We start from the raw sequence: 26,205 nt of genomic DNA on the forward strand, positions 1-26,205 counted from the left end.
CATACCGAACACGGAAGTTAAGCTCTTTAGCGCCGATGGTAGTTGGGGGCTTCCCCCTGTGAGAGTAGGACGTCGCTTCGCACACGCAAAACCACTGAGGAATCAGTGGTTTTTTTGTTGTTTTAAAATGAATATTTAAAATTAAAGAGGACCTCTAACTTGAAAATAAAATACAGTTTCGTTAAAGTACATACATAGCAAAAGGGAGGAATTTTAATGAAAGCACTTTTTGAAAAATTTAAATTGAATGAACAGGTTGAACTACGAAATCGTTTAGTTATGGCACCTATGACAACCTACTCTGCAAATGAAGATGATACAGTTTCCGATGAGGAAATCACATATTATAAAGAACGTGCTGAAGGAGCTGGAATGATCATTACAGCATGCGCATATGTTGCAGCAAACGGAAAAGCATTCCCAGGACAAATCGCCGCTCATGAAGATCGCTATATTCCAAGCTTGCGAAGAATTGCACAGGCTATTCAACAAGGCGGTGCTAAAGCTGTTTTACAAATTCATCATGGAGGCCGACAATCACTACAACATTTAGTACCAAATGGAGATGTTGTAAGTGCGAGTGTTGCTGTTACAATTGAGAAAAAAGAAGCTCGTGCATTAACTCTTGAAGAAACTAAAGAGATGGTTAAAGCATATGCGGAAGCCACAAGAAGAGCAATTGAAGCAGGTTTTGACGGCGTTGAAATCCATGGTGCAAATACGTATTTGATTCAACAGTATTTCTCTGCCTTTACAAATAAAAGAACAGATGAATACGGCGGGACATTTGAAAATAGATTGCGTTTCCCATTGGAAGTGGTAAATGAAGTAATTAAAGTTAAAAACACATATGCAGATGAAAAGTTTATCGTCGGTTACCGTTTCAGCCCGGAAGAGCCTGAAGAAGATGGTATTACAATGGATGATACAGTCAAATTAGTAGATGAATTAGCGAAAACAGCGCTAACATATTTGCATATTTCACTTGGAGATTTCAAATCCGAAACACATCGTTATGAAAACGGTCAACAAAACCGTATTTCTGTAATTCACAGCTTATTAAATGGACGTAAACCGTTAATTGGTGTCGGTTCAATTTATACTCGTGAAGAAGCAGAACAAGCATTACAGTTAGGTGCAGATTTAGTAGCACTTGGTCGTGCTCTGTTAATTGAGCCGCATTGGGTGGAAAAGGTATACAATGAGGAAAACGTTGTAACAGCTTATGATGAAAAAATTGATACTGTAATTCCTGGTCCTTTAATGGAGAAGATCCTGTCAAGACCAGGTTGGATTCCGGGTATATAAGGCAGTAAAGATTATTAAAGAATATAAAAATTTAAGCTTATTTAAATAGGGAGGATGCGAATACGTTCGTATTCTCCTTTTCCTCTTGGTAATGTTTGAATCGCTTAATTTCGGGAATGGTTTCATAAGGATATTGAGGGGGGATACGAATGAATAAAAAGGCTTTTTATGTCTTCCTGTCTATTTGTCTCGTTATGTTGCTGACAATGCTAATAACAGCTTGTCAGGATGAAGTTTTAGAGATAGAGGAAAGTAATACATATGTTTGGCAAAAATACATGAATGAAGAAGAATATGAAGAAGTAAAAGAAGGGATGTCTTATTTAGAAGTAGTCCGCATTTCAGGAGGGGCCGGTCAGGAAGTAGAAAACGGTACTTATGAATGGAACGACGAAATTCTGCTGACGAAAGGATATCGCTTAAAATTTGAGAATGATGTATTGGTTAAAAAAGAAGTTGTGGAACGTAAAGGTAAGTCAAAACGTTAGTGTTCAGCAGAAAATGTGGTTAAGCATGGGGATGCTCATAGTATTTCTCCAATAGCCTAAACAATCTCGAGAATGAAAATCAAATAAAGGGAAGTCCGAAAACATTCACTTTTTCTTAGAAAAGATGAGTGTTTTTCTTTTTTTCACAGCTACTTTATATTAACGTAGTTGAGTAAGAACCAATCTAAAAGTGATACATTTTGAACAATTGCTTCAGTTCAAGTAAACTAGAGATAATGGATTTTTTTGTGGAAGGAAGCAATCAAATGATATTTGAAAAAGATGTAAATACGCTGGAAGAAACGCAAGCGCTTGCGATGAAACTGGCAGACTTAGTCGAGCCACAGTATACGATTACCCTTGAAGGTGATTTAGGTGCTGGCAAAACGACATTTACACAGAGCTTTGCAAAAGGGCTTGGCGTAAAAAGAACGGTCAATAGTCCAACATTTACGATTATGAAGCAATATATAGGACGTATTCCGCTTAATCACCTGGATGTATATCGTCTGGAAGATAGCGATGAAGATTTAGGCTGGGAAGAAATTTTTTATGGAGATGCTGTAACAGTTGTGGAATGGGCACATCTTATACAGGAAGATTTACCTGAAGAGCGTTTAGCCATTGAAATTACACGCATCGATGAAACGAAACGCAAATTTGTATTGAAACCGATAGGCGAAAAGTATGTTCGTCTTTGTGAGGAGTTATTAAAATGATTTGGTTAGGAATAGAGACAGCAAATGCACCGCTTTCTGTCGCCATAGTACAAGATACTAAAGTAATTGCAGAAGTCGTGCAAAATATAAAATTGACACATTCAGTTGGTGCAATGCCGGCAATTGAAGAAGTTATAAACAGAGCAGGCTTAACACCGGCACAAATTGACGCGATTGCCGTTTCAGAAGGTCCCGGCTCTTATACAGGAGTCCGTATTGGTGTCACTCTTGCCAAAACTTTGGCCTGGTCATTGCAAAAGCCATTGGTTGGCGTATCAAGCTTGAAAGCACTGGCTGCAAATGCCCGTGTTGCAAACTTTGCAATTTGTTCATTAATCGATGCCCGTCGTCAAAATGTATATGCCGGTGTTTATGAATCAGATACTATGGAGCCGATTGTTGAAGATTATCATGATCATATCGACGGGTTATTACAGAAGCTTCAGCAATTAGAAAGACCAATATTGTTTGTCGGAACAGATGTCGATTTATACATGGAAAAAATTCAGCAAGTATTAGGTGATTCCGCTATCCGTGCGCCATATACAATGAATTTACCGCGTGCATCCGAACTAATTGCTTTAGCACAACAAATGCCATTACCGACAGTTGAGGCAGTCCATGCTTTTGTTCCCCAATATCGCCGTATTGCAGAAGCCGAAGCGAATTGGATAAAGGAACAGAAAAAGGAGCAACTTTAATGGTACAGTATCGCAGAATGACAATAGATGATGTTAAGGCTGTTCATAAAATTGAGCTTGCAACATTTCCTACACCATGGACATTGGATTCGTTTTATTACGAAATGACCGAAAACCAATATGCCCATTATTTAGTGGCGGAAGACGAGAACGGCGAAATTATCGGTTTCTGTGGAATTTGGCTTGTTATTGATGCAGCACAGATTACAAACGTAGCGGTTGTACAATCTGTACGTGGTCAAGGCATTGGTGAGACACTTATGCGTGAAGCGATGCGAGTAGCAAAAGAAGCAAATATGGACGTCATGAGCTTAGAAGTACGTGTAACAAATACTGTTGCACAAAATTTATATCGCAAACTTGGTTTCCAAGATGGAGGACTTCGTAAAGGCTACTATACGGATAACCAGGAAGATGCGTTAGTAATGTGGGTGAATTTATAATGGATAACTATATATTAGCAATTGAAACTAGCTGTGATGAAACAGCAGCAGCCATTATTAAAAATGGCACAGAGATTATTTCGAATGTTGTATCATCGCAAATTGACAGCCATAAGCGTTTCGGCGGGGTTGTCCCGGAAATCGCATCACGTCACCATGTTGAACAAATGACAATTGTTTTAGAAGAAGCATTAAAGCAGGCAAATATGGAACCGAAAGAATTAACAGCTGTTGCCGTAACTGAAGGACCAGGACTAGTGGGTGCTTTGTTAATCGGTATTAATGCGGCTAAGGCTTTCGCTTTTGTACACGGTTTACCATTAATCGGGACACATCATATTGCCGGGCATATTTATGCAAATAATCTAGTACAGCCAATGGAATTTCCGCTGTTGGCACTCGTTGTTTCAGGTGGACATACAGAGCTTGTCCTAATGCGTGAACATGGTTCATTTGAAGTTATCGGTGAAACACGTGATGATGCTGCAGGTGAAGCATATGACAAAGTAGCGCGCGTATTGAATATGCCATATCCGGGTGGTCCTCATATTGACCGACTTGCACATGAAGCGACAGAAGCCGTTCCTTTCCCGCGTGTATGGTTGGAGGAAGATTCATACGACTTTAGCTTCAGCGGCTTGAAATCTGCAGTGATTAATTATAAACATAATTTGGATCAGCGCGGTGAAGAGATTATTCCCGAAAATGTTGCAAAAGGCTTCCAAGACAGTGTAGTAGAAGTATTGACAGGTAAGACAGTACGAGCAGCTCGTGAATTTCAGGTAAAACAAGTAATTGCAGCTGGCGGTGTATCAGCCAATAAAGGACTACGTACAGCGTTGGAATTTGCGTTTAAAGAAGAAGGTATTCCATTTTATGTACCGCCTTTAAAATTATGTACAGATAATGCTGCAATGATTGGTGCAGCTGCATATGAAATGTATGAAGCAGGGGTTCGTGGTAATTTAGCTATGAATGGGCGACCTGGGATGGAGCTCTTGAGCTGGAAATAGGGTATATAAGCATGGTGAAAAGATGTAGCAGTACATCCTTTTCTCATGCTTTTTTTGTATAGAAAATAATTTTTTCTTAATTTGTTTTCTTTCAATAATATAAAAAAGTCGAATCTAGTAATTTATGATGGATAAATCTCATTTATAACAAGTTTTTATTGACTGTTCAACTTTTCTGAAAATTATCCACAGATAAAGTTAAATACCCACAAAAAAACTTGCGAACATGCGTACTTATACACAAACTGTGTATAACTTGTGGGTAACATGTGACTTATCTATATATAGTAGTGTCTTTTTCACACAGCAATGTGTATAACTTAGATTTTAAATGTGGATAATGTGGAAAACTATGTTGATATGTTGATATTACTAGATTTATATTGTGAATAAAATTGTGGAGAAATTTGTAGAAATTTGGCGTATTGACCTATATATATGATTATTATGTAGACAGGGTGATAGAAAGGTTTAGTATTATACAATAACAATACAATAAATATGTTTCTGTAGAAAAAGACTTTTCGTGTACATATAAAAAAGGAGTGTCCATATGTTGATGGACACTCCATAAATTATAGCTGTTCAAGCTCTTCGTTTAGTTCAAGCCATTCCATTTCAAATACTTCATGCTGTTCTTTAACATCATTCAGTTCAGATTGAATTGTTAATGTTTTTTCATGATCCGAATATATGTCAGGATCACAAAGTTGTTCTTCAAAGATGGCGATTTTCTCATCTAAAGCGCCCATTTGCTTTTCAATATCTTCAATTGCACGACGAATTTGACGTTCTCTTTTTTTCGCATCCTTATCAATCATCGATGTGGTCTTTGTTTGAACAGTCGATTCAGCTGAATTTTTTTCAATTGCTGCGGCTTTCATTGCAGCTAATTCTTCAAGCTCCTCTTTCTTTTCCACATAGTAATCATAGTCACCTAAATATTCGAAAGAACCTGTGCCTGAGAGTTCAACGACTTTAGTAGCGATACGATTGATAAAATAGCGGTCATGCGAAACGAATAGCAGTGTACCGGGATAATCAATTAAGGCATTTTCCAGTATTTCTTTACTGTCCAAGTCTAAATGGTTTGTCGGCTCATCAAGTACTAGGAAATTTGATTTTTGCATCATTAATTTAGCAAGTGCAAGTCGCGCCTTTTCTCCACCTGATAGGGAGTTTACTGTTTTTGATACATCATCTCCACTAAATAGGAAGCGACCTAAAATGTTGCGGATATCCTTTTCATTCAGTAATGGCCATTCATCCCAAAGCTCACTAAGTACAGATTTATTTGAATGAAGCTTCGCCTGCTCCTGATCATAATAGCCGATTTGAACATTCGTACCGTAACGGATATCCCCGGCCAGTGCCTCGATATCTTGAACGATTGTTTTCAATAAGGTAGATTTCCCCACACCGTTTGGACCGACAAGTGCAATACGATCTTCTCTAAAGACGCGCATCCCAATATTTTTGGAAATAGCCTTGTCCGTAAAACCGATTGTTAAATTATCCACCGACAGCACGTCATTTCCGCTTTGGCGCTCAATTGTAAAGCCGAAGTTGGCACTCTTTTCATCGCCATCAGGAGATTCCATCCAACTTGTCTTCTCCAGCACTTTACGACGCGACTGGGCCATCTTTGTAGTTGAAGCTCGGGCAAGGTTTTTTTGGATAAATGTTTCGAGTTTGGCCTTTTCATCCATCTGACGCTCAAACATTTTTAAATCACGTTCATAGTTTTTCGCCTTTTCATCTAAATAGGCACTATAGTTCCCTACATACTTCGACACTTTTGTACGAGACACTTCGTAAACAATCGACACGACCTGATCTAAGAAATAACGGTCATGCGAAACAATTAAAATCGCGCCATCATAACCTTTTAAATAGCCTTCCAGCCAGGAAAGTGTTTCAATATCCAGATGGTTGGTCGGCTCATCTAAAATAAGGAGATCAGGCTTTGACAAAAGAAGCTTAGCGAGGGCTAGGCGTGTCCGTTGTCCGCCGGATAGAGAGCGAATCGGCTTTTGATAATCTTCAGGGAAAAATTGCATCCCATGTAAAACAGAGCGGGTATCGGCTTCATACTGGTAACCGCCTGCATCTTTAAAGTCATGCTGCAACTGATCATATTCCGCCATAATGCGTGCATACTGTTCGCTATCTTCATATATTGCAGGATCGGCCATTTGCTGTTCAAGTTGACGCAACGTTTTCTCCTGATTTTGCAGGTTTACGAAAATTGTCATCATTTCGTCCCAAATCGAAAGTTCAGAGTCAATGCCTGCATGCTGCTCTAAATAGCCGACTTGGATATCTTTTGGAATAATAATTTCACCAGAGTCATAGCTCATTTGTCCGGCAATTATTTTTAATAACGTGGACTTGCCGGCACCGTTTCGTCCTACTAATGCCACACGATCACGGTGCTGTACTTCTAGTTTTACACCGCTTAATATTTCATCTGTAATAAAGGATTTATATAATTGATTTACTTGTAAGACAATCATGTTTACACCTCAGTTTCTCCTATTTAGTTTAATGGATGGGAACATTGTACGCAACGATGGATACTTTACTTGTCGCTCCTTGTTTAGTAAGATTAACTTGCTTCTGCACAAAGAGTGGAGTTCATGTTAAGCGTGTCATATCGCTTGGCGACAACTATGTGATTAAATCATGTTGGTCATCCTCGACAGGTTATACGGGGCATTATTTGAAAAAGATTTCCAAATGTACATAGGAGGAGAATGTGTGAAACAAGAAGTAAAAATTCCACAAGCAACAACAAAAAGACTTCCTCTTTATTATCGATTTTTAAAAAACTTCGCAACTGAAGGTAAAAAGCGTATTTCTTCACAGGAATTAAGTGATGCGATGAAAATAGATTCGGCTACGATTCGACGTGACTTTTCTTATTTTGGAGCACTTGGTAAAAAGGGATATGGATATGATGTCCAGTATTTACTCGAATTTTTCCGTCAAACTCTGGACCAGGACGAGGTGATGAATGTTGCATTAATAGGGGTCGGGAATCTGGGAAATGGCTTACTAAAATATAACTTCCAAAAAAATCATAACACGCGTATCGTTGTTGCATTTGATACGAAGGCACCGATGGAAGGAACGACGATCAGTGATATTCCAGTATTCCATCCAGATCGTTTGGAGGAAATGTATGAGGAATTTGGCGCGGAGTTAGCAATATTGACGGTTTCATCCCGCTCAGCACAAATGATGACAGACCGACTCGTTAAAATAAATGCAAAAGGTATATTAAATTTCACACCAGTACGATTATCTGTTCCCGATACGATTAAAGTGATGAACATTGATCTATCGGTAGAACTACAGGCTCTTACGTATTTAGTGCGAAACTCAGGTAAGTAATAAAATGTTCATTACTATAAATAGCATATTCTAGTTAATTAATGTAAAATATACATAATAATAGAGGAGGTGGCTATAGTGATAGTACATCTAAACGCGATTACACCTGTGAGCCTGATTATCATTGGACTGATTGCTTTGTTAATATTCGGACCCAAAAAATTGCCATCATTAGGTCGTGCGATGGGGACAACTTTACGTGAATTCCGTAGCGCTACTAAAGGCTTGACGGATGACGATGAAGATTTCGATACAAAGAAAAAAGTGATTGAACATAAAGAGAACGAAAAAAACGAAGTAAAGTAAAATAAGGATGTCTTGCTATGAATTCAAGAGAATTAACCGTAGTTGAACATATGGAAGAGCTTAGAAAACGCCTATTTTTCGTAGCGATTTTCTTCGTGATGGCTCTTTTCATCGGTTTCTATACGGCGAAACCACTTATTCGATACATTCAACGCAGTGATCTAGCTGCCAGTTTTTCAATGAACGCATTTAGTCCGGCAGATCCTTTAACCGTTTATTTACAAGTTACATTTATTGTAGCTGCCGTTATTGTATCTCCATTATTGCTTTACCAGCTATGGGCGTTTATAACACCTGGTTTGCATGAGGCAGAACGTAAGGCAACATTGAAATATATTCCGTATGCTTTTGTACTGTGTATAGGGGGAATAGCCTTTGCTTATTTTGTGTTATTTCCATTTATAATGCGCTTTATGACGGATTTATCCAATGATTTGAACATTACGCAAACAATCGGTATTAATGAATTCTTCTCATTTCTAATTAAGTTAATTGTACCCTTTGCGGTGCTATTTCAATTGCCTGTTGTTACACTGTTTCTTTCTCGTCTCGGAATCATCAGCCCGAAGCTTATGGTGAAATTTCGAAAATATGCCTATTTTGTATTGATCGTAATTTCGGTATTGCTGGCACCGCCTGATTTAGTATCGAATATCATTATTGCGATTCCGCTATTTGTTTTATATGAACTGAGTATTGTCATTGCACGTCTCGGTTATCGAAAATATGAAGTGGCTGAAAAAGAACGCATATTAGCAGAAGAAGAACGTGAACGTGAACTGCAAGTAGAGGAGCTACTTGAAATGCAGCGTAGGCAAATGGAACAGATGAATAATAGTTAACGTAACGCTATCGAACGAGGTAGCGTTTTTTTATTTTCTATATATGGGGGAATATAAAAAACCCGCTATTCTATATAGCGGGCAAAAGTTATATTTGAAACTTATCGGCATTCATTTGGATAAATGTGACGAAACCATTCAATAGAATATGGGCGATAATCGGTGTGAGAAGACGCTTTGTTTTATGGTATAAAAATGCGAAGATCATACCGCATATTGTATACAATAAAATGTGCGTAAAATCCATATGGATCGCAGCGAATACAATTGCACTAATTATGCTCGCAATCCAGAAATTATAGTTTTGAATAATCGATCCGAAAATAACACGGCGGAATACAAGCTCTTCCAAAATCGGTCCTAAAAAGACAGTAGCAAGGATCATAATCGGTGCTACCTTTGTGACCCCCATAATTGCTTCCGTATTTTCCGAGCCCATATCAATTCCAAGTGCGAGCTCGATGTAGGCGCCGATTGTCTGCCCTAAAAAGACTAGGAAGAAACCGATGATCCCCCAACCGATAGAAGCTCCAATTGATACTTTTTCTCCTTTAAACACTTCCCAGAATTGCTTATTGCGGGAGATTAATATAAAACTCACAATAAAGGCAACCGCAAATGATACAGTTGACCACCAAGCAGATAATTTTATAAGTTTATCCTGCTCAGATATACCAGGAAATAATTGTAAAAGGGAATCTTTTAAGCCGGGAATGAATATAAGTAATAAGACTGATAACTGACAGATGATATAAGTTAGTAACACATAAAATGCGGTCTTCTGCGTTTTGAACTTATCTGATGAACGGGAAGTCACGAATGAAAAACCTTCTTTCTCTTAAAGACTAGTAGAATTACACATCCCAAAACGCATGAGGAATGCTGTATCTTCTATTATAGAATTTACTATGGGCTCTTATGAATGCCCCACAGTTATACATTAAACATTATTGTAGAGGAATTTGCCAATAAATCAAAATTTTTTTGGTGCACATACTTGCAAAAAAATATGGAATTCTTTAAACTAATAAATGTGTTAGCACTCGACAAAAGAGAGTGCTAAAAATAGAAAATTTTTTAGGAGGTTGTTTCTATTGTTAAGACCATTAGGAGATCGCATCATTATCGAACTTGTTGAGGTAGAGGAAAAAACAGCATTTGGTATTGTTTTACCCGACTCAGCAAAAGAAAAACCACAAACAGGTAAAGTTGTGGCAGTAGGTACAGGTCGTGTTCTTGACAACGGCACTCGTCTTGAGCTTGACGTAAAAGAAGGCGACGAAATTATCTTCTCTAAATTCTCTGGTACGGAAGTTAAGTACGACGGCGTAGAATATTTAATCCTACGTGAGAGCGATGTACTTGCAATTGTCGGATAATTACAAAATCAAAAGAAAACTGCAGCTAGTTATACATATTAATCTTTGCTAGCTGCACATCTTCATAAACAATAAATTAAAAAATAGATCGTAAATTTTAGGAGGAAAATGAATTATGTCAAAAGATATTAAGTTTTCAGAAGAAGCACGTTCATTAATGGCAGCTGGTGTAGATAAATTAGCTAACGCTGTAAAAGTAACTTTAGGACCTAAAGGGCGTAACGTTGTTTTAGAGAAAAAATTCGGTTCTCCACTTATTACAAATGACGGTGTATCAATCGCAAAAGAAATTGAATTAGAAAACGCATATGAAAATATGGGTGCAAAATTAGTAGCAGAAGTAGCTTCTAAAACAAATGAAATCGCGGGTGACGGTACAACAACAGCTACAGTTCTAGCGCAAGCAATGATTCGCGAAGGACTTAAAAACGTAACAGCTGGTGCAAACCCTGTTGGTATTCGTAAAGGTATGGATAAAGCAGTAGCAGCAGCATTAACAGAGTTACAAACTATTGCTCGCCCGGTAGAAAACAAAGAATCAATTGCACAGGTAGCAGCAATCTCTTCATCAGATGAAGAAATCGGTCAATACATTGCAGATGCGATGGAGCGCGTAGGAAACGACGGCGTTATTACAATTGAAGAATCAAAAGGCTTTACAACAGAATTAGATGTTGTAGAAGGTATGCAGTTTGACCGTGGTTATGCATCACACTACATGGTTACTGATACAGATAAAATGGAAGCGGTACTTGACAACCCATTCATTTTAATTACTGACAAAAAAATCTCAAACATTCAGGAGATTTTACCGGTATTAGAGCAAGTCGTTCAACAAGGTCGTCCAATTTTGATTATTGCTGAAGATGTTGAAGGTGAAGCACTTGCAACTTTGGTAGTAAATAAACTACGCGGTACTTTCAACGCAGTAGCAGTTAAAGCTCCAGGCTTCGGTGACCGTCGTAAAGCAATGTTAGAAGATATTGCTGTATTAACTGGTGGTCAAGTAATTACACAAGATCTTGGTTTGGATTTAAAATCAGCTGATTTATCATCTTTAGGTCGTGCTGCTAAAGTTATCGTATCAAAAGATAACACAACAATTGTTGAGGGTGCTGGTAACACAGATGCAGTAGCTGGTCGCGTTAACCAAATCCGTGCACAACTTGCTGAAACAGCATCAGAATTCGATAAAGAAAAATTACAAGAGCGCTTAGCTAAATTAGCTGGTGGTGTTGCAGTTATTAAAGTTGGTGCTGCAACAGAAACAGAATTAAAAGAGCGCAAATTACGTATTGAAGACGCATTGAACTCAACTCGTGCAGCAGTAGAAGAAGGTATCGTATCAGGTGGTGGTACAGCACTTCTAAATGTATACGCGGCAGTTGAAAAAGTATTGGATCAAGTAGAAGGCGATGTAGCAACTGGTGTACGCATTATTTTACGTGCATTAGAAGAGCCGGTTCGTCAAATTGCTGAAAACGCTGGTTTAGAAGGTTCAATTATCGTTGACCGTTTAAAACGCGAAGAAGTAGGCATTGGTTTCAATGCGGCAACAGGCGAGTGGGTAAACATGGTTGAAGCGGGTGTAGTTGACCCAGCAAAAGTAACACGTTCAGCATTACAAAATGCAGCTTCAGTAGCTTCACTGTTCTTAACAACAGAAGCAGTAGTTGCAGACATCCCAGAACCAGCAGGCAGCGGTATGCCGGACATGGGCGGCATGGGTATGCCAGGAATGATGTAAGTTCATTAAGTAACTTAGATTGTTGTTATAATATAATCGGTTGTTTTGTTTATTAGCAAAACAACCGTTTTTTTTTTTGACATTTTTGGTATTTAACTAACCGATAAATTATAATATGAGAAGGTTCCGGAAAAAGGGGGAAATTGGATGAAAAGATTTTCGGTTTTGGTAACGCTTATTTTATTTTTACAACTCGTTTTACCATTAACAAATATAGTGCAGGCAGAAGATGAAAGTAAGTCGCTTTATTATGTAGCACTTGGTGACTCGCTGGCAGCGGGAATGAATGAAAACGGTGAGATTGGTTTTGGTTATGCAGACTTACTTGCTAAAAATTATCAAAATCAGAAAAGTGAGGTTATATTCAATAAAGGGTTTTCTTATCCAGGATTTACAACAGTCGATGTGTTAAAGGGTATTGAAGAAAACGTAACAAAGCCTATTTACGATTTAAATGGTGTTTCGCAAAAGACAGTAGCAATCCAGGATGCAATACAACAGGCAGACCTAATTACATTGAGTGTAGGAGCAAATGATATTTTGAAAAGTGTAAATCGCTCTGAATCCGGTGAATTTAGCTTTGATACTGCAGGTGTTATTAAGAGCATTCAGGATGTATCAGTGAATTATAAAAAGATTTTCGACAGCATTTATAAAATTAATCCCGAAGTTGATATGATTGTGATGGGGCTTTACAATCCGTTTCCTTATATCGAAGATCCAGCAGTTCAAAAACAGCTAAGCATGCTAGTAACGACTTTGAATAATTCAATGAAGAGTATTGTAGAAAATAATGGTGGCATATTTACTGAAGTAGCTGCACAGATCGCTACGGATGCAAAAATGTATTTACCAAACCCTAAAAATATTCATTTAAGTGAAGCGGGTTATCAAGTTGTAGCAGATGCGATGATGAATGATTATTTGAGTGCATTGATGAAAGAATCAGAAGAAGATCCTACGGAAGGCGAGATTGTTAAAGCGCCATTTACTGATATTCAAAATCATTGGGGTAAAGATTATATTGATGTTGCCTATGCAAAAGGTATTATGAATGGGTATGAGGATGGTACATTCCAGCCGAATGCCAACATGACGCGTGCTCAAGTAATATCTGTCATTTCACGGGCCTTTGGATTAACTGCAACAAACAAAGCCCCTTTTAAAGATATTAGTCATTATGCACAGCAAACTCAAAATGGAATTGCCGCTGCATATGAAGCTGGCTTAATAAAAGAAAATAACGGGTATTTTAATCCACAAGGTAAAATTACACGTTCACAGTTAGCATTGATCCTAATGCGTCTTTCAACTGTTCAAGCAGGTCAGCAATATATACCTGCAAAACAGGCACCTTTCCATGATATTGCGAACTATGATCGTGAAGCACAGTTAGCAATTACATTTTTATATGATACGGGCGTAGTACAGGGAACAAGTGCTACAACATTTTCACCTAAAGGCAATGTAACACGTGCTCAAGTGGCGAAAATTTTAGTGCTAGCAATAAATGAAAAATAAAAAAACAAGCGTTAAATGGACGGGGATCCATTTAACGCTCGTTTTTTGCTGACGAGTAAACAAAAGCAAACTCGTCTATATCATTGCAAAAACGGGGATTTTTGCAAGGGGACACAATGTCATGTATAAGCTAAAGTGGGCTAACGATTATTCTTTCCACTTTAACCCTTCAAAGAAACGGTAAATTTCTTCAAACACTAATTCACGTTCTTTACCTAATGTTAATATATGTCCGGAATTAATGAAAGTTTTAACTGATTTAATTCGTGAATTTACTGAACTATAAATTAAGTCGGCACTTTCACAATAATATTCATCATCTTCCAAGCCACGTAAAATGTGGACTGGTGTTTGGATAACATTAAGTTTTTCACTTGTTTCGTTAATCATATTTTGTAAATAGTTTAATGAAGGCATTTTTACAAGTTCAGCAATTTTATTACGGCTATCAACTGTCTCATCATAAGTGCCTGATAACTTTTTATAGTTAATAGCATAGTCAATAATACGATTTTGTAAACTATCTGTTGATTTTGCTGTTGCTGGAGCAGACATTGTAACAATCGCTTTTGTCGGACGTTCTTCACCAAGCTTTAAAGAGAATATGCCGCCGAGAGAAACACCTGCTACCGCAATTTCATCATAGCCACGATTACGCAATTCATCATAGCCTTCTATAACACTGTTCCACCATTCAGCGGGTTGTGATTGAATTAATAAGTCAGGGCCACCACCATGGCCTTTATATAATGGTGCATGTACTGTATAGTTACGATCCGCTAAATATTTTCCTAAACGTTTTACATCATTTGTATTGCCGGTAAAGCCATGCAGTAATAAAACAGCACGTTTCCCGGATTCAATTGTAAAAGGTTTCGGCGCGATGAGTTTCATTGTCAATTAGACCCCTTTTTTTATGTCAATTTTATATATCTTCAAAAAAATGCTTGAAATTTTAAAATAATTTTGTTATGAAAAGCTCTTGTTATCGACTATTATAAAGGTATTAATATATAAGTACAATTTATTATTTTTATTGTTTCGATGCAAAAAAGTTATGAATGATGTGAGGTATGTAAAATGGAGATTGAACAGCTTCAATATTTCAAAACCGTTGCTACAATGCAACATATGACACGTGCGGCAGAAGTTTTAGCGATTTCCCAACCGGCGTTAAGTAAGTCCATCGCGAACATTGAACAAAATTTGGGAGTACCACTTTTTAACCGCGAAGGAAGATCCATCTATCTGAACCGTTTTGGCGAGCTTTTCTTGCAAAGTGTCAATGTCATTTTGGATGAATACGATCGTATTAAAGAAGAATTTGAAGATATTATCAAACCGGGTTCTGGAGAAGTATCATTTGGCTTTATTCATACACTCGGTATGGAGATTGTGCCGGAACTGATTGCTTCAACAAGTGAGGCATTTCCGAATATGCAATTTTCTTTGACACAGGCGACTTCATTAAGCCTATTAAAGCGGCTTGAAGAAGGAGCCATCGATTTGTGCCTATCGCAAAAAATAGAATCAAAAGTAATTGAAATAGAAACAGAAGAATTATTTGTGGAAGAGCTGTTTGTTATTGTCCCGACAACACATCCATTAGCACAGCAAGATGCTGTCAAATTTGAGGAAGTAAAGAATGAACCATTTATTGCGATTAAAAAGGGGAATTCGCTCCGTCAATTAGTGGATGAGCTTTTTTTAGAGCGGGGCATTGTGTTAAACACAACATTCGCTGCTGAAGAAATGCATACAGTAGCAGGATTTGTCGGTGCGGGAATGGGTATATCCGTAATACCGAATATTAAAGGGCTTGATCATTATAAAGTAAAACGTTTGAAGTTAGATCCGCCCTGCTATCGCTCAGTCTGTGTTTCATGGGCGAAAAATCGTTATTTGCCTCCAGCAGTATCCGAATTTAAACAATACTTACTGGATTATTTTCAGCAAAGAGAAGAGTGAATAATATGGAGCACAATCAATTTAAAACCTGGCTGAAACAACATGAAATCGAGCATGAGGAAAAGTGGCTTGAACGATTTGAATCGGCATTTAAAGGGGACGAGCAGGCAATCGTTAATATCGCATTGTTATATAAAGAATATGGACAATATGACGAAATGTACGACTTGCTAGATAAGGCAAGTAAGCGGCAAAATAGTGAAGCTATGTATGAACTAGGAAACTGTTATTTTGAGGATCTTGGTGAAAAAGGCAGCGAGCATCAGGCGTTCTTACTCTACAAAAGTGCTGCACAATTAGGTCACCGTGATGCAATGAATAATTTAGCAGATATGTATTTGAACGGTGAAGGAACAGCAGTTGACGAACAACAAGCGCTCAGATGGTTCAAGAAAGCTGCGCAATTAGGTGTCGCTGAAGCGATGTTTACACTCGGAATGATGTATGAACAAGGATTGGGAACCGAATGTGATGAATCACAGGCCTTTGCCTATTATTCTCGCAGTGCAGAACAGCAAGATGTCGAGGCAATGTATCGCATTGGTATGATTTATTTTTCAGGAGAACTAGGGCAACAGCAAGATAACGAAAAAGCGTTGGAATGGTTTTTAAAAGCGAGTGAACAGTTTCATGTCGATGCAACATTTAATATCGGCTACTGCTATGAATATGGTTATGGTGTAAACCAAGATAACGAAAAAGCAACCCATTACTATAAAAAGGCAAGTTTACTTGGTGATTTAGAAGCGACAAAAAAAGTTTTAAGCTACTATGAGATGACGGATGCAGCTGAAGCATCCAAGTGGCGGGAAAAGCTAATAGTTCTAAATAACGATATATATGAATAATAATGTGATAGATACAATAAAAGTTTTAATTTCCTATTTCCCTGTCATAATTTAGACCCATTTCATGGGGAAAAATAGGTTTAATTTTAGTGAGAAATAGGAAATATATTATAAGGGGAAAGTATTAAGAAGGGGGAATTTCCATGTTTATGTTTGCAGTCCATCAATTCTCTTCTGAACACAATGAGGATAGTATTCAAAAACTACAACAAATGCTATTAGAACAGAGAGAGAATCTGACGACGCTATGTACAATCGTTGAATATTTAAAAAGTTATGTCCAAACAGGATTAGATCATAAAGATGTTGTTAAATACAAGCAAAAAATCCAAATGATGACGGATAAACAAATCAAACGTTACAATCAGATTGATGAGCTTATCAATACTAATATTTTGGAATTGAAGAAGGGTAAAACAGCAGATAATACCGCACTTATATATGGTAAAGAAGTTCGGAAAATTGAGTCTGGTGTTCGTACTTTAAAACTGTTTGCGAGCGATGCAGTGAATATGTTAGATCTAAATAAACATTTAGAAAATCGCAGTAGTGAACGTATACGTTATTTTGATAAACGCTCCACGTCTTTGGAAGCAGAAATTATTTCCCTAACAAAGCAACTATCTTATAAATAAATTAAGAGGCCATCCTAACATAGTTTTTTGGTAGGATGGTTTTTCTTATGTGGTTCTATAAATTGTAATACCCCGCTGACCATATTTCGCATAAAAAAGTTTATACTTATAAAAGAGAAGCGAACGAAATAGGAGAGAATGGATATGAAAACAGTAGTAGTTGTAGGTGGCGGGATTACCGGGCTATGTACGATGCATTATTTGAAAAATAAAATGCATGAGCAAAATGTGGAAGCACGGTTAATACTGATTGAAAAGAACGCATATTTAGGCGGGAAAATTCATTCCGAAAAGGATAAAGGTTTTATTATGGAAACGGGGGCTGACTCAATTGTAGCTCGCCATCCAGGGGTTTTAGAGCTTGTAAAAGAGCTTGATTTTGAATCAGAGCTTGTCTATAACGAAACAGGAATTTCTTACATTCATACGAATAATGAGCTCCATGCAATTCCGGCAGGATCGACATTCGGTATTCCGATGAGTGTGGAATCACTCATGTCGAGTACGTTAATTTCTGAAGAAGGAAAGAAGAGAGCACTTCAAGATTTAGAAATCCCGAATACTAAATTTACAAAAGAAAGCTCGATCGGTACGTTTTTGGAGTATTTTTTAGGGGAAGAAATTGTCCGCAAGCAAATTGCCCCTGTATTAGCGGGTGTTTATTCAGGCGACTTATATCAATTAAGCCTGGCTTCCACATTGCCTTATTTAGTGGATTATAAAAACAACTACGGATCGATTATTAAAGGATTCGAAGCACATCGAGAGCAATTTGAAAAAGCTGCGAATAAGAAGTTTATTTCTTTCCGCTCAGGTTTATCGGCATTGATCGATCGCTTAGAGGAACAGCTGCCGGAAGTTGAATTCATGAAAAATACAGTAACAAAGCAAATCCGTAAAAAAGAAGAGCAATATGAAGTCGTGCTGGAAGAAGAAATAATTTTATCGGATGTTGTTGTATTGGCTGTTCCAAATGAAACAGTACGTCATGTCATACAGGATGACTCACTGGAAGAACAGTTGAAAAAGTTCACGACGGCATCTGCTTTAACGATGTATTTGGGCTTTGATGTACCGGATGATATTTTACCGGCAGATGGTACAGGCTTTATCGTTTCGCATAATAGTGATTTAGTTTGCAATGCGTCAACATGGACGAGCCGTAAATGGAAACATACATCGGCGGAAGGTAATTTACTTGTTCGCCTGTTTTATAAAAATATTAATCCGCGTTATGAAGAGTTGGTTGCTATGTCTGATGAAGAACTTACGAAAGTTGCACTGGAAGATATACGTGTTAGCTTAGGTGTTGAAGCGGAGCCGACAGTCGTCAATGTAACAAAGTGGGTTGACCAAATGCCCCGCTATGATTTGGCGCATAATGAAGCATTATCGGAAGTTATACAGCAGCTGGCAAATGATTACCCGAATGTTCTATTAGCGGGATGTGCCTATTTCGGAGTAGGAATCGGTGCCTGTATTTTAAATGGAAAAAAAACAGCTGAACAAATTATTAGTCGAATTATGTAAAGAAATACTTCATTCGGCTAAAGGGTATTGACGGAAGTATTAGATAACGTTATGATTCATTTAATTATTTTAAAAATTCATATTATTTTCTTATCAAGAGAAGTAGAGGGACTGGCCCGATGAAACTTCAGCAACCAACGTTAAGTCAGGTGCTAAATCCAGTGGCAAATGCCAGAAGATGAGAAGGGATTAAGTTGATAACTATTATGCCTTCTTTTATTTAATGAAAGAAGGCTTTTTTGTATCGTTAATATACTGAAAATACTGTAAATGATGGAGTGAAGGCAATGGGTTTACTTGAAGAATTACAAACACGGGTTTTAACAGCAGACGGGGCAATCGGAACACTTCTTTATTCATATGGATTGGATTATTGTCATGAAGAGATGAATATTGCACGTCCTGATATTATAGAAAAAATTCATAGTGAATATATTGCGGCGGGTGCAGATATTATTCAGACAAATACATACGGAGCCAACCGAATTAAGCTTGCACGTTATGGCTATGAAAATCGTGTTAAGGAGTTTAATGAAGCTGCGTTAAAAATTGCAAAGCGTGCTGCTTCCCTGGATGGACAATATGTGCTGGCGACAATCGGTGGTATTCGTGGAATCCGAAAAAGTGATGCGACATTAGACGAAATTTTAACTGCGTTCCAAGAACAAGCGGAAGTATTACTAGCTGGTGAACCAGATGGATTCTTACTGGAAACGTATTACGATTTTGAAGAATTATCGCATTGTGTCCATCTATTACGTTCTATGACTGATTTACCGATCATTGCCCAAGTGACAATGCAGGAGCCGGGTGTCCTTCAAAATTTAATGTCTTTAAATGAAGCACTTCAGGATTTAGAAAGACTAGGTGCAGATATTGTTGGGAGTAACTGCCGATTAGGTCCTTTCCATACGATTCAGGCATTTGAAGGAGTCAATTTACCGAATAAGGCCTTTCTATCGGCTTACCCAAATGCATCATTATTAGATATTGAAGATGGTCGTGTTGTCTATGAATCGGAAACCGACTATTTCGCACGTGCAGCCGTTGAACTTGTAAACCAAGGAGTCCGTTTAATTGGCGGGTGCTGCGGGACGACACCGAAGCATATTGCAGCCGTAAAAAAACGTTTGGCAAATATGCAACCAATCGAAACGAAGGAAGAAAAACACAGGTCTACACAATTCGTCCGTATTCCGGAGCCACGTAAACAAGAGCCGCTCCACGAAAAAGCAAAACGTGAACGCTCTGTTATTGTTGAGCTGGATACACCGCGTCACCTGGAAATCGATGGGTTTGTCGAAGGGGCAAAACAGCTGGCAAAAGCGGGAGCCGATGTCATTATGATGGCTGATAACTCACTTGCTTCGCCGCGCATCAGCAATATCGCGATGGCCGCTATTTTAAAAGAGCACGGAATTCGTTCATTGCCGCATTTAACGTGCCGTGACCGAAATTTAATTGGGCTTCAGTCACATTTAATGGGACTTGATGCGTTGGAGCTTCATGATATTCTGGTCGTAACAGGGGACCCAACAAAAGTGGGGGATTTCCCGGGGGCGACGAGCGTATATGATGTTTCGTCAATGGAGCTCATTTCCTTAATTAAGCAGTTAAATAAAGGTGGTTCTTTTACTGGGAAGTCACTCCGTAAACAGGCGAATTTCTCGGTGGCCGCTGCTTTTAATCCGAATGTCCGTGTGTTGGATCGTGCTGTTGCCCGTTTAGAGAAGAAAATCGAGCATGGTGCAGATTACTTTATTTCACAGCCGGTTTATACGAAAGAAAAGATTATCGAAATCTATGAGGCGACTAAGAATTTGGAAACACCGATTTATATCGGGATTATGCCACTTACTTCATCACGCAGCGCGGAATTTTTACATCATGAAGTACCGGGCATTAAATTGTCCGATGAAGTACTTGCGCGTATGGCTGCCTGCGGGGACGACAAGGAAGCATCGGCAGCAGAAGGAATCGCAATTGCGAAAGAGCTGCTCGATACGGCATGCAAATATTTTAATGGTATTTATTTAATTACACCGTTTTTACGCTATGATATGACGCTGGAATTAATGGACTATGTAAAACAATATGATGTGGAAAGTAAAGGAGTTCAGTCGAATGTATAATCACCCAATTCATGAGCAATTACAAAAAAGAATACTTATCATTGATGGTGCCATGGGGACGATGCTTCAGGCAGAAAACCTAACATATGAAGATTTTGGCGGGGAAGACTTAGACGGTTGTAATGAAAACCTGGTACTTACGAGACCCGATGTTTTAGGCAAAATTCACCGTGAATATTTAGCTGCAGGCGCTGATATTATTTGTACAAATACGTTTGGCGGAACACCGCTTGTTCTGGATGAGTATGACCTAGGGGACAAAGCGGTAGAAATTAATAAGCAGGCGGTTGAAATTGCACTAGAAGCAGCGAAGGAGTTTTCGACACCGGAATGGCCGCGCTTTGTCGCAGGTGCAATCGGCCCTACGACAAAAACATTGTCGGTAACAGGCGGTATTACATTTGAAGAGCTGGAAAAAAACTTTTATATCCAGGCAAAAGCGCTAATCGAAGCTGGGGCGGATCTTCTCTTAATGGAAACTTCCCAGGATATGCTGAATGTTAAAGCAGGAACGATTGCGATTCACCGTGCATTTAAAGAACTCGGCAAAGAGCTGCCTGTCATGATTTCAGGGACAATTGAGCCAATGGGAACAACGCTTGCCGGGCAATCAATCGAAGCATTTTATATTTCAATCGAGCATATTAAGCCATTGTCTGTCGGACTGAACTGTGCCACAGGTCCGGAATTTATGACCGATCATATCCGTTCATTGGCGGAGCTTTCGAACGGCTATATTAGCTGTTATCCGAATGCCGGTTTACCGGACGAGGAAGGCTGCTACCATGAAACGCCGGATTCATTATCGAAAAAACTGCAAGGCTTTGCAGAAAAAGGCTGGCTGAATATCGTCGGTGGCTGCTGTGGTACAACGCCAGCACATATTGCAGCGATCCGTGAAGCTGTAGATGGCTATAAACCGCGTGAGCCGAAAGACGTAACACATGGACATGTCGTATCAGGTATCGAGCCATTGCAATACGACGAATCTATGCGTCCGTTATTTATCGGGGAGCGTACGAATGTTATCGGCTCTCGTAAATTCAAAAACCTGATTGTTGACGGCAAGTTTGAAGAAGCTGCGGAAATTGCGCGTGCACAAGTTAAAAACGGGGCACATGTCATCGATATTTGTTTAGCAAATCCAGACCGTGATGAAGTAGAAGATATGAAAAACTTCATGCAGGAAGTTGTGAAAAAAGTTAAAGTGCCGCTAGTCATTGACTCTACAGATGAAAAAGTAATGGAAGTCGCACTGAAGTTTTCACAAGGGAAGGCCATTATTAACTCGATTAACTTGGAAGATGGAGAAGAGCGTTTCGATGCTGTTATGCCACTTGTGAAAAAATATGGGGCTTCGCTTGTTGTCGGTACGATTGATGAAACTGGAATGGCTATTACACGTGAGCAAAAGCTTGAAGTTGCGAAGCGTTCTTATACGCTCTTAACAGAAAAATGGGGCATGTCAGCAGAAGACATTATCTTTGACCCGTTAATGTTCCCGGTAGGTACAGGTGACGAGCAATATATTGGTGCCGCTGAGGAAACAATCGAAGGAATTCGCCTCATTAAAGAACATTTACCTGGCTGCTTAACAGTGCTTGGTGTTAGTAATGTTTCGTTCGGTCTACCGCCAGTTGGACGCGAAGTATTGAATGCGGTTTACTTATATCACTGTACACAGGCTGGCCTGGACTATGCGATTGTAAATACTGAGAAACTGGAGCGCTATGCATCGATTCCTGAAGAGGAAATCAAGCTGGCGAACGATTTAATCTTCAATACAAATGATAAAACACTCGCTGTATTTACTGACTTTTACCGCGATAAAAAGAAGGATGCAGTTGTGAAAGAATTGCCGGCGACAGTGGAAGAACGCCTTGCGTATTACATATTGGAAGGTACGAAGGAAGGGTTAATTGAAGATTTAAATGCAGCTCTTGAAAAGTTCGATACACCACTTGATATTATTAACGGACCATTAATGGCAGGGATGGCGGAAGTCGGCAAGCTGTTTAATGAAAACCAGCTGATTGTGGCAGAAGTACTTCAAAGTGCCGGTGTCATGAAAGCGGCTGTAGCTCATTTAGAGCAGTTTATGGAAAAGGGTGATACGAGCGCCAATAAAGGAACAATGGTATTAGCGACAGTAAAAGGCGATGTTCATGATATCGGGAAAAACCTTGTTGACATTATTTTAAGCAATAATGGCTATCGTGTTGTAGATTTAGGAATTAAAGTAACACCTGCACAGTTGATTGAAACAATTCGAAGAGAAAAACCCGACTTTATCGGCTTGTCGGGTTTACTTGTAAAATCGGCTCAGCAAATGGTCATTACGGCACAAGACTTTAAAGAAGCGGGTATTAATATTCCGATATTAGTAGGGGGCGCGGCATTGTCACGTCGCTTTACTGAAACGAAAATTGCCGATCAGTATGATGGACCGGTAATCTATTCAAAAGATGCGATGCAAGGTTTGGACCAGGCAAATCGCTTAATGAATACAAACGAGCGTGAAGTATTAATAGAAGAATTACGTGATGCAAGAGAAAAACGTGTGGAATCGGATGCGAAGCGTGCAGCACGTCCGGCAGTGGCAGTACTAGAAAAGCCGGTTCGAACAGTGGGAGATACCGCTGTTTGGAAGCCAAAAGATCTAGTGCCGCATATTAAGCCGGATTATTCGGTAGCGCATTTACACCCGTATGTAAATATGCGTACATTGATCGGGCATCATTTAGGGCTTAAAGGAAACTTGGAGCAATTGCTTGCAGATCAGGATGACCGCGCAATTTTATTAAACGATTTAGTGAATGGTTATTTAACAAGCGGTGGATTGAGTGCTTCAGGAATGTATCAATTCTTCCCTGCACAATCCGATGGTGATGATGTTGTCGTGTACAGTCCGGAAGATGCAAAAACGGAAATTAAACGCTTTACATTCCCGCGCCAGCAAGCTGCACCATATTTATGTTTATCGGATTATTTAAAGCCGGTTGATAGTGGTGAAATGGACTATATTGCATTAATGGTCGTAACGGCGGGTAAAGGGGTAAGCGAAAAAGCAAAAGAACTGAAACAAGCAGGCAAGTTCTTGGAGAGCCATGCATTACAAGCAACTGCACTTGAACTTGCGGAAGGCTTTGCGGAGCGTATTCACCAGGAAATCCGTGACCAATGGGGCTTCCCGGATGCAACGGACTTTACGATGCGTGACCGATTTGCAGCGAAATACCAAGGACAACGATTTAGCTTTGGCTATCCTGCATGTCCAAATCTGGAAGACCAGGAAAAACTGTTCTCTCTATTGAAACCGGAAAAAATTGGCGTACATTTAACGGAAGGCTTTATGATGGAGCCGGAAGCAAGTGTATCGGCGATTGTGTTTGCTCACCCGGATGCACGTTATTTTAATGTATAATTGATTAAAAAAATACCGCTTTACCTTATTTAAGGTAAGGCGGTTTTGCAACCTTTAGGAGGAAAAGATGATGATTCGACGCGCAACAAAAGAAGATATACCGACGATTTTGGAAATATTTAATGATAATATCCTAAACTCCACAGCGATTTACTTGTACAAGGAACAAACATTGGAAGACCGCTTAAGATGGTTTGAACAAAAACAGGCTTCAGGTTATCCGCTATTCGTATTTGATGAAGATGGTGAAGTAGCGGGTTATGCAACGTATGGAAGTTTCCGTGATTATCCAGCAAACCTTTATACAGTAGAACATTCAGTATACGTGCATAAAAATCATTATAAAAAAGGGATTGCCAGTAAACTGATGCACGCAATTATAGAGGAAGCAAATACAAAAGGTATAAAGACAATGGTTGGATGTATCGATAAAGAAAACATCGCCAGTATTAAAATACATGAGAAATTCGGTTTTTTATATAGCGGAACAATCCGCAATGCCGGTTATAAATTCGGGAAATGGCTGGATTTAGTGTTTTATCAATTAGATTTGGATGGTCCGAAAAATCCCCAGGAAAGTTAAAGGGTACTCGAGTTGTTACCAGGTCATATGACATCTGTCATAAAAAATATATGATGTTTGAGCGTTTTATCATGTTCGTTCTTTTTATATGATGAGGTTAATAATTTTGTGAAAAGAGGGATCGACACATGGTAAGCACACATGCAGATAAAACAAAGCAGCTGAGAAAAGATGTTGCGCCGTTTGCAAAATCAGAAACGCGACTTAGTATTCAACAAATATTAAATACGCTTGTACCACTTGTATTAATTTGGGGAGCAGGTTATGTATTGCTCCAGTACTCTCCTTGGTATACGGCGTTATGTAGTATCCTTGCTTCAGGATTTGTTATTCGTGCATTTATTATTTTCCATGACTGTACACACGGTTCATTCTTCAAAAGCAAAAAGGCGAATGCCATTATCGGAAATATTACAGGTATTGTGACATCGTTCCCTTATGAAAAGTGGAAACGCGAGCATACGATTCACCACGCGACAAGTTCAAACTTGGATAAGCGCGGGATTGGCGATATCGATATGCTGACAGTTGATGAATACCTTGAAAAGTCAAAATTAGGTCGTTTAGGTTATCGTTTATATCGTAACCCGATTGTCCTGTTCGGTTTAGGACCACTATTTATGGTACTTATACTGAATCGTTTCAATCGTAAAGATGCAAAGCGTAAAGAGCGCTTAAACACGTATTTCAATAACATCGCATTATTAGTTATTTGTACAACCCTTATCTTAATATTTGGTTGGTCAACATTCTTATTAGTACATGGTTTAACATTGTTTATTGCAGGTTCATTAGGGATTTGGCTGTTCTATATTCAGCATACTTACGAAGATTCATACTTTGAAGTTGATTCGGAGTGGGATTATGTAAAAGCTGCAGTAGAAGGAAGCTCATACTACAAATTACCGAAAGTACTGCAATGGATTACAGGAAATATCGGATTCCACCACGTACACCATTTGTCACCGCGTGTACCGAACTATAAGCTGGAAGATGCACATGAGTCCATCAAGCCGCTTCAACAGGCAACGACTATTACATTAAAGACAAGCTTAGAATCAATTCGCTACAAATTATACGATGCCGACAATTACCGCTTTATTACATTTAAAGAAGCGGCAGAACTTGAGGGATCGCGTAACCGAACTGTTGCGAACTAACTTTATACAAAAATTAAGGTACCTCAATTTATAGCTTGAGGTACCTGTTTTATTATAGAATA

The 26,205-nt window shown here is 38.8% G+C and carries 23 protein-coding genes, 1 rRNA gene and 1 riboswitch; of the genes, 21 read left to right on the top strand and 3 right to left on the bottom strand.

Annotation, left to right across the window (positions count from 1 at the left end; translation table 11 throughout):
- From rrf to tsaD, 7 genes are all read left to right on the top strand, one after another.
- Positions 1-81, top strand: a 5S ribosomal RNA gene (gene rrf, locus M3166_RS19590); the annotation flags it as partial.
- A 135-nt stretch (positions 82-216) separates the two neighbouring features.
- Complete coding sequence (locus M3166_RS18445; RefSeq protein WP_251691660.1) at positions 217-1,308, top strand: NADH-dependent flavin oxidoreductase; 1,092 nt, start codon at positions 217-219, stop codon at positions 1,306-1,308.
- A gap of 149 nt (positions 1,309-1,457) precedes the next feature.
- Positions 1,458-1,796 carry a hypothetical protein gene (locus M3166_RS18450; RefSeq protein WP_251691661.1) on the top strand — a complete coding sequence of 113 codons (339 nt, stop codon included), beginning with the start codon at positions 1,458-1,460 and terminating at the stop codon, positions 1,794-1,796.
- Between the two features lie 266 nt (positions 1,797-2,062).
- Complete coding sequence (gene tsaE / locus M3166_RS18455) at positions 2,063-2,515, top strand: tRNA (adenosine(37)-N6)-threonylcarbamoyltransferase complex ATPase subunit type 1 TsaE (protein ID WP_251691663.1); 453 nt, start codon at positions 2,063-2,065, stop codon at positions 2,513-2,515.
- The gene (tsaB, locus tag M3166_RS18460) at positions 2,512-3,216 is read left to right on the top strand and encodes a tRNA (adenosine(37)-N6)-threonylcarbamoyltransferase complex dimerization subunit type 1 TsaB (protein ID WP_251691665.1); all 705 of its coding nucleotides are present in this window, start codon (positions 2,512-2,514) and stop codon (positions 3,214-3,216) included. The genes tsaE and tsaB overlap by 4 nt, the downstream gene beginning before the upstream one ends.
- Positions 3,216-3,659: a ribosomal protein S18-alanine N-acetyltransferase gene (gene rimI, locus M3166_RS18465; protein ID WP_251691668.1), complete on the top strand. Its 444-nt coding sequence runs from the start codon at positions 3,216-3,218 to the stop codon at positions 3,657-3,659. Before tsaB ends, rimI begins: the two co-directional genes overlap by 1 nt.
- Positions 3,659-4,672 (top strand): tRNA (adenosine(37)-N6)-threonylcarbamoyltransferase complex transferase subunit TsaD, encoded by a 1,014-nt coding sequence (gene tsaD / locus M3166_RS18470; protein WP_251691670.1) that lies wholly within the window; start codon positions 3,659-3,661, stop codon positions 4,670-4,672. Before rimI ends, tsaD begins: the two co-directional genes overlap by 1 nt.
- A gap of 575 nt (positions 4,673-5,247) precedes the next feature.
- On the opposite strand, the gene M3166_RS18475 is transcribed toward tsaD, so the two are convergent.
- A complete protein-coding gene (locus M3166_RS18475) occupies positions 5,248-7,188 on the bottom strand; it encodes an ABC-F family ATP-binding cassette domain-containing protein (RefSeq protein ID WP_251691672.1) in 1,941 nt (646 codons plus the stop codon).
- A gap of 244 nt (positions 7,189-7,432) precedes the next feature.
- Here M3166_RS18475 and M3166_RS18480 point away from each other — a divergent pair, with 244 nt between their 5' ends.
- From M3166_RS18480 to tatC, 3 genes are all read left to right on the top strand, one after another.
- Positions 7,433-8,068 carry a redox-sensing transcriptional repressor Rex gene (locus M3166_RS18480; RefSeq protein ID WP_251691674.1) on the top strand — a complete coding sequence of 212 codons (636 nt, stop codon included), beginning with the start codon at positions 7,433-7,435 and terminating at the stop codon, positions 8,066-8,068.
- A 78-nt stretch (positions 8,069-8,146) separates the two neighbouring features.
- Entirely contained in the window at positions 8,147-8,374 is a 228-nt protein-coding gene (gene tatA / locus M3166_RS18485; RefSeq protein WP_251691676.1) for a twin-arginine translocase TatA/TatE family subunit, read from the top strand.
- Between the two features lie 17 nt (positions 8,375-8,391).
- Positions 8,392-9,216, top strand: coding sequence for a twin-arginine translocase subunit TatC (tatC, locus tag M3166_RS18490; protein ID WP_251691678.1), 825 nt, complete (start codon positions 8,392-8,394; stop codon positions 9,214-9,216).
- 88 nt (positions 9,217-9,304) lie between these two features.
- Here the strand turns inward: tatC and M3166_RS19545 are convergent, their stop codons facing one another.
- The gene (locus tag M3166_RS19545) at positions 9,305-10,033 is read right to left on the bottom strand and encodes a CPBP family intramembrane glutamic endopeptidase (RefSeq protein ID WP_251691680.1); all 729 of its coding nucleotides are present in this window, start codon (positions 10,031-10,033) and stop codon (positions 9,305-9,307) included.
- Between the two features lie 277 nt (positions 10,034-10,310).
- Between M3166_RS19545 and groES the strand changes: the two genes are divergently transcribed.
- From groES to M3166_RS18510, 3 genes are all read left to right on the top strand, one after another.
- Entirely contained in the window at positions 10,311-10,595 is a 285-nt protein-coding gene (gene groES / locus M3166_RS18500) for a co-chaperone GroES (protein WP_008408486.1), read from the top strand.
- Between the two features lie 115 nt (positions 10,596-10,710).
- Entirely contained in the window at positions 10,711-12,342 is a 1,632-nt protein-coding gene (gene groL, locus M3166_RS18505; RefSeq protein ID WP_251691682.1) for a chaperonin GroEL, read from the top strand.
- A gap of 147 nt (positions 12,343-12,489) precedes the next feature.
- Positions 12,490-13,863, top strand: a complete 1,374-nt coding sequence (locus tag M3166_RS18510; protein WP_251691684.1) for an S-layer homology domain-containing protein — start codon at positions 12,490-12,492, stop codon at positions 13,861-13,863.
- 147 nt (positions 13,864-14,010) lie between these two features.
- Here M3166_RS18510 and M3166_RS18515 read toward each other — a convergent pair whose 3' ends face one another.
- Positions 14,011-14,757, bottom strand: coding sequence for an alpha/beta hydrolase (locus M3166_RS18515; RefSeq protein WP_251691686.1), 747 nt, complete (start codon positions 14,755-14,757; stop codon positions 14,011-14,013).
- Between the two features lie 186 nt (positions 14,758-14,943).
- Between M3166_RS18515 and M3166_RS18520 the strand changes: the two genes are divergently transcribed.
- From M3166_RS18520 to M3166_RS18555, 8 genes are all read left to right on the top strand, one after another.
- Positions 14,944-15,831, top strand: a complete 888-nt coding sequence (locus M3166_RS18520; protein WP_251691687.1) for a LysR family transcriptional regulator — start codon at positions 14,944-14,946, stop codon at positions 15,829-15,831.
- 5 nt (positions 15,832-15,836) lie between these two features.
- The gene (locus tag M3166_RS18525; RefSeq protein WP_251691689.1) at positions 15,837-16,679 is read left to right on the top strand and encodes a tetratricopeptide repeat protein; all 843 of its coding nucleotides are present in this window, start codon (positions 15,837-15,839) and stop codon (positions 16,677-16,679) included.
- Positions 16,680-16,822: 143 nt separating this feature from the next.
- Positions 16,823-17,314 carry a chemotaxis protein gene (locus M3166_RS18530; protein ID WP_251691691.1) on the top strand — a complete coding sequence of 164 codons (492 nt, stop codon included), beginning with the start codon at positions 16,823-16,825 and terminating at the stop codon, positions 17,312-17,314.
- A gap of 144 nt (positions 17,315-17,458) precedes the next feature.
- The gene (gene hemG, locus M3166_RS18535; protein WP_251691693.1) at positions 17,459-18,844 is read left to right on the top strand and encodes a protoporphyrinogen oxidase; all 1,386 of its coding nucleotides are present in this window, start codon (positions 17,459-17,461) and stop codon (positions 18,842-18,844) included.
- Positions 18,845-18,931: 87 nt separating this feature from the next.
- A riboswitch (SAM riboswitch) is annotated at positions 18,932-19,029 on the top strand.
- Positions 19,030-19,131: 102 nt separating this feature from the next.
- Entirely contained in the window at positions 19,132-20,976 is a 1,845-nt protein-coding gene (locus M3166_RS18540; protein ID WP_251691695.1) for a bifunctional homocysteine S-methyltransferase/methylenetetrahydrofolate reductase, read from the top strand.
- Positions 20,969-24,400 (top strand): methionine synthase, encoded by a 3,432-nt coding sequence (gene metH, locus M3166_RS18545; RefSeq protein WP_251691697.1) that lies wholly within the window; start codon positions 20,969-20,971, stop codon positions 24,398-24,400. The genes M3166_RS18540 and metH overlap by 8 nt, the downstream gene beginning before the upstream one ends.
- A gap of 70 nt (positions 24,401-24,470) precedes the next feature.
- Positions 24,471-24,983, top strand: coding sequence for a GNAT family N-acetyltransferase (locus tag M3166_RS18550; protein WP_251691729.1), 513 nt, complete (start codon positions 24,471-24,473; stop codon positions 24,981-24,983).
- Positions 24,984-25,111: 128 nt separating this feature from the next.
- Entirely contained in the window at positions 25,112-26,143 is a 1,032-nt protein-coding gene (locus M3166_RS18555) for a fatty acid desaturase (protein ID WP_251691699.1), read from the top strand.
- Positions 26,144-26,205 lie beyond the last annotated feature (62 nt).

This window comes from Solibacillus isronensis (assembly GCF_023715405.1).
GTDB classification, from domain to species: domain Bacteria; phylum Bacillota; class Bacilli; order Bacillales_A; family Planococcaceae; genus Solibacillus; species Solibacillus isronensis_B.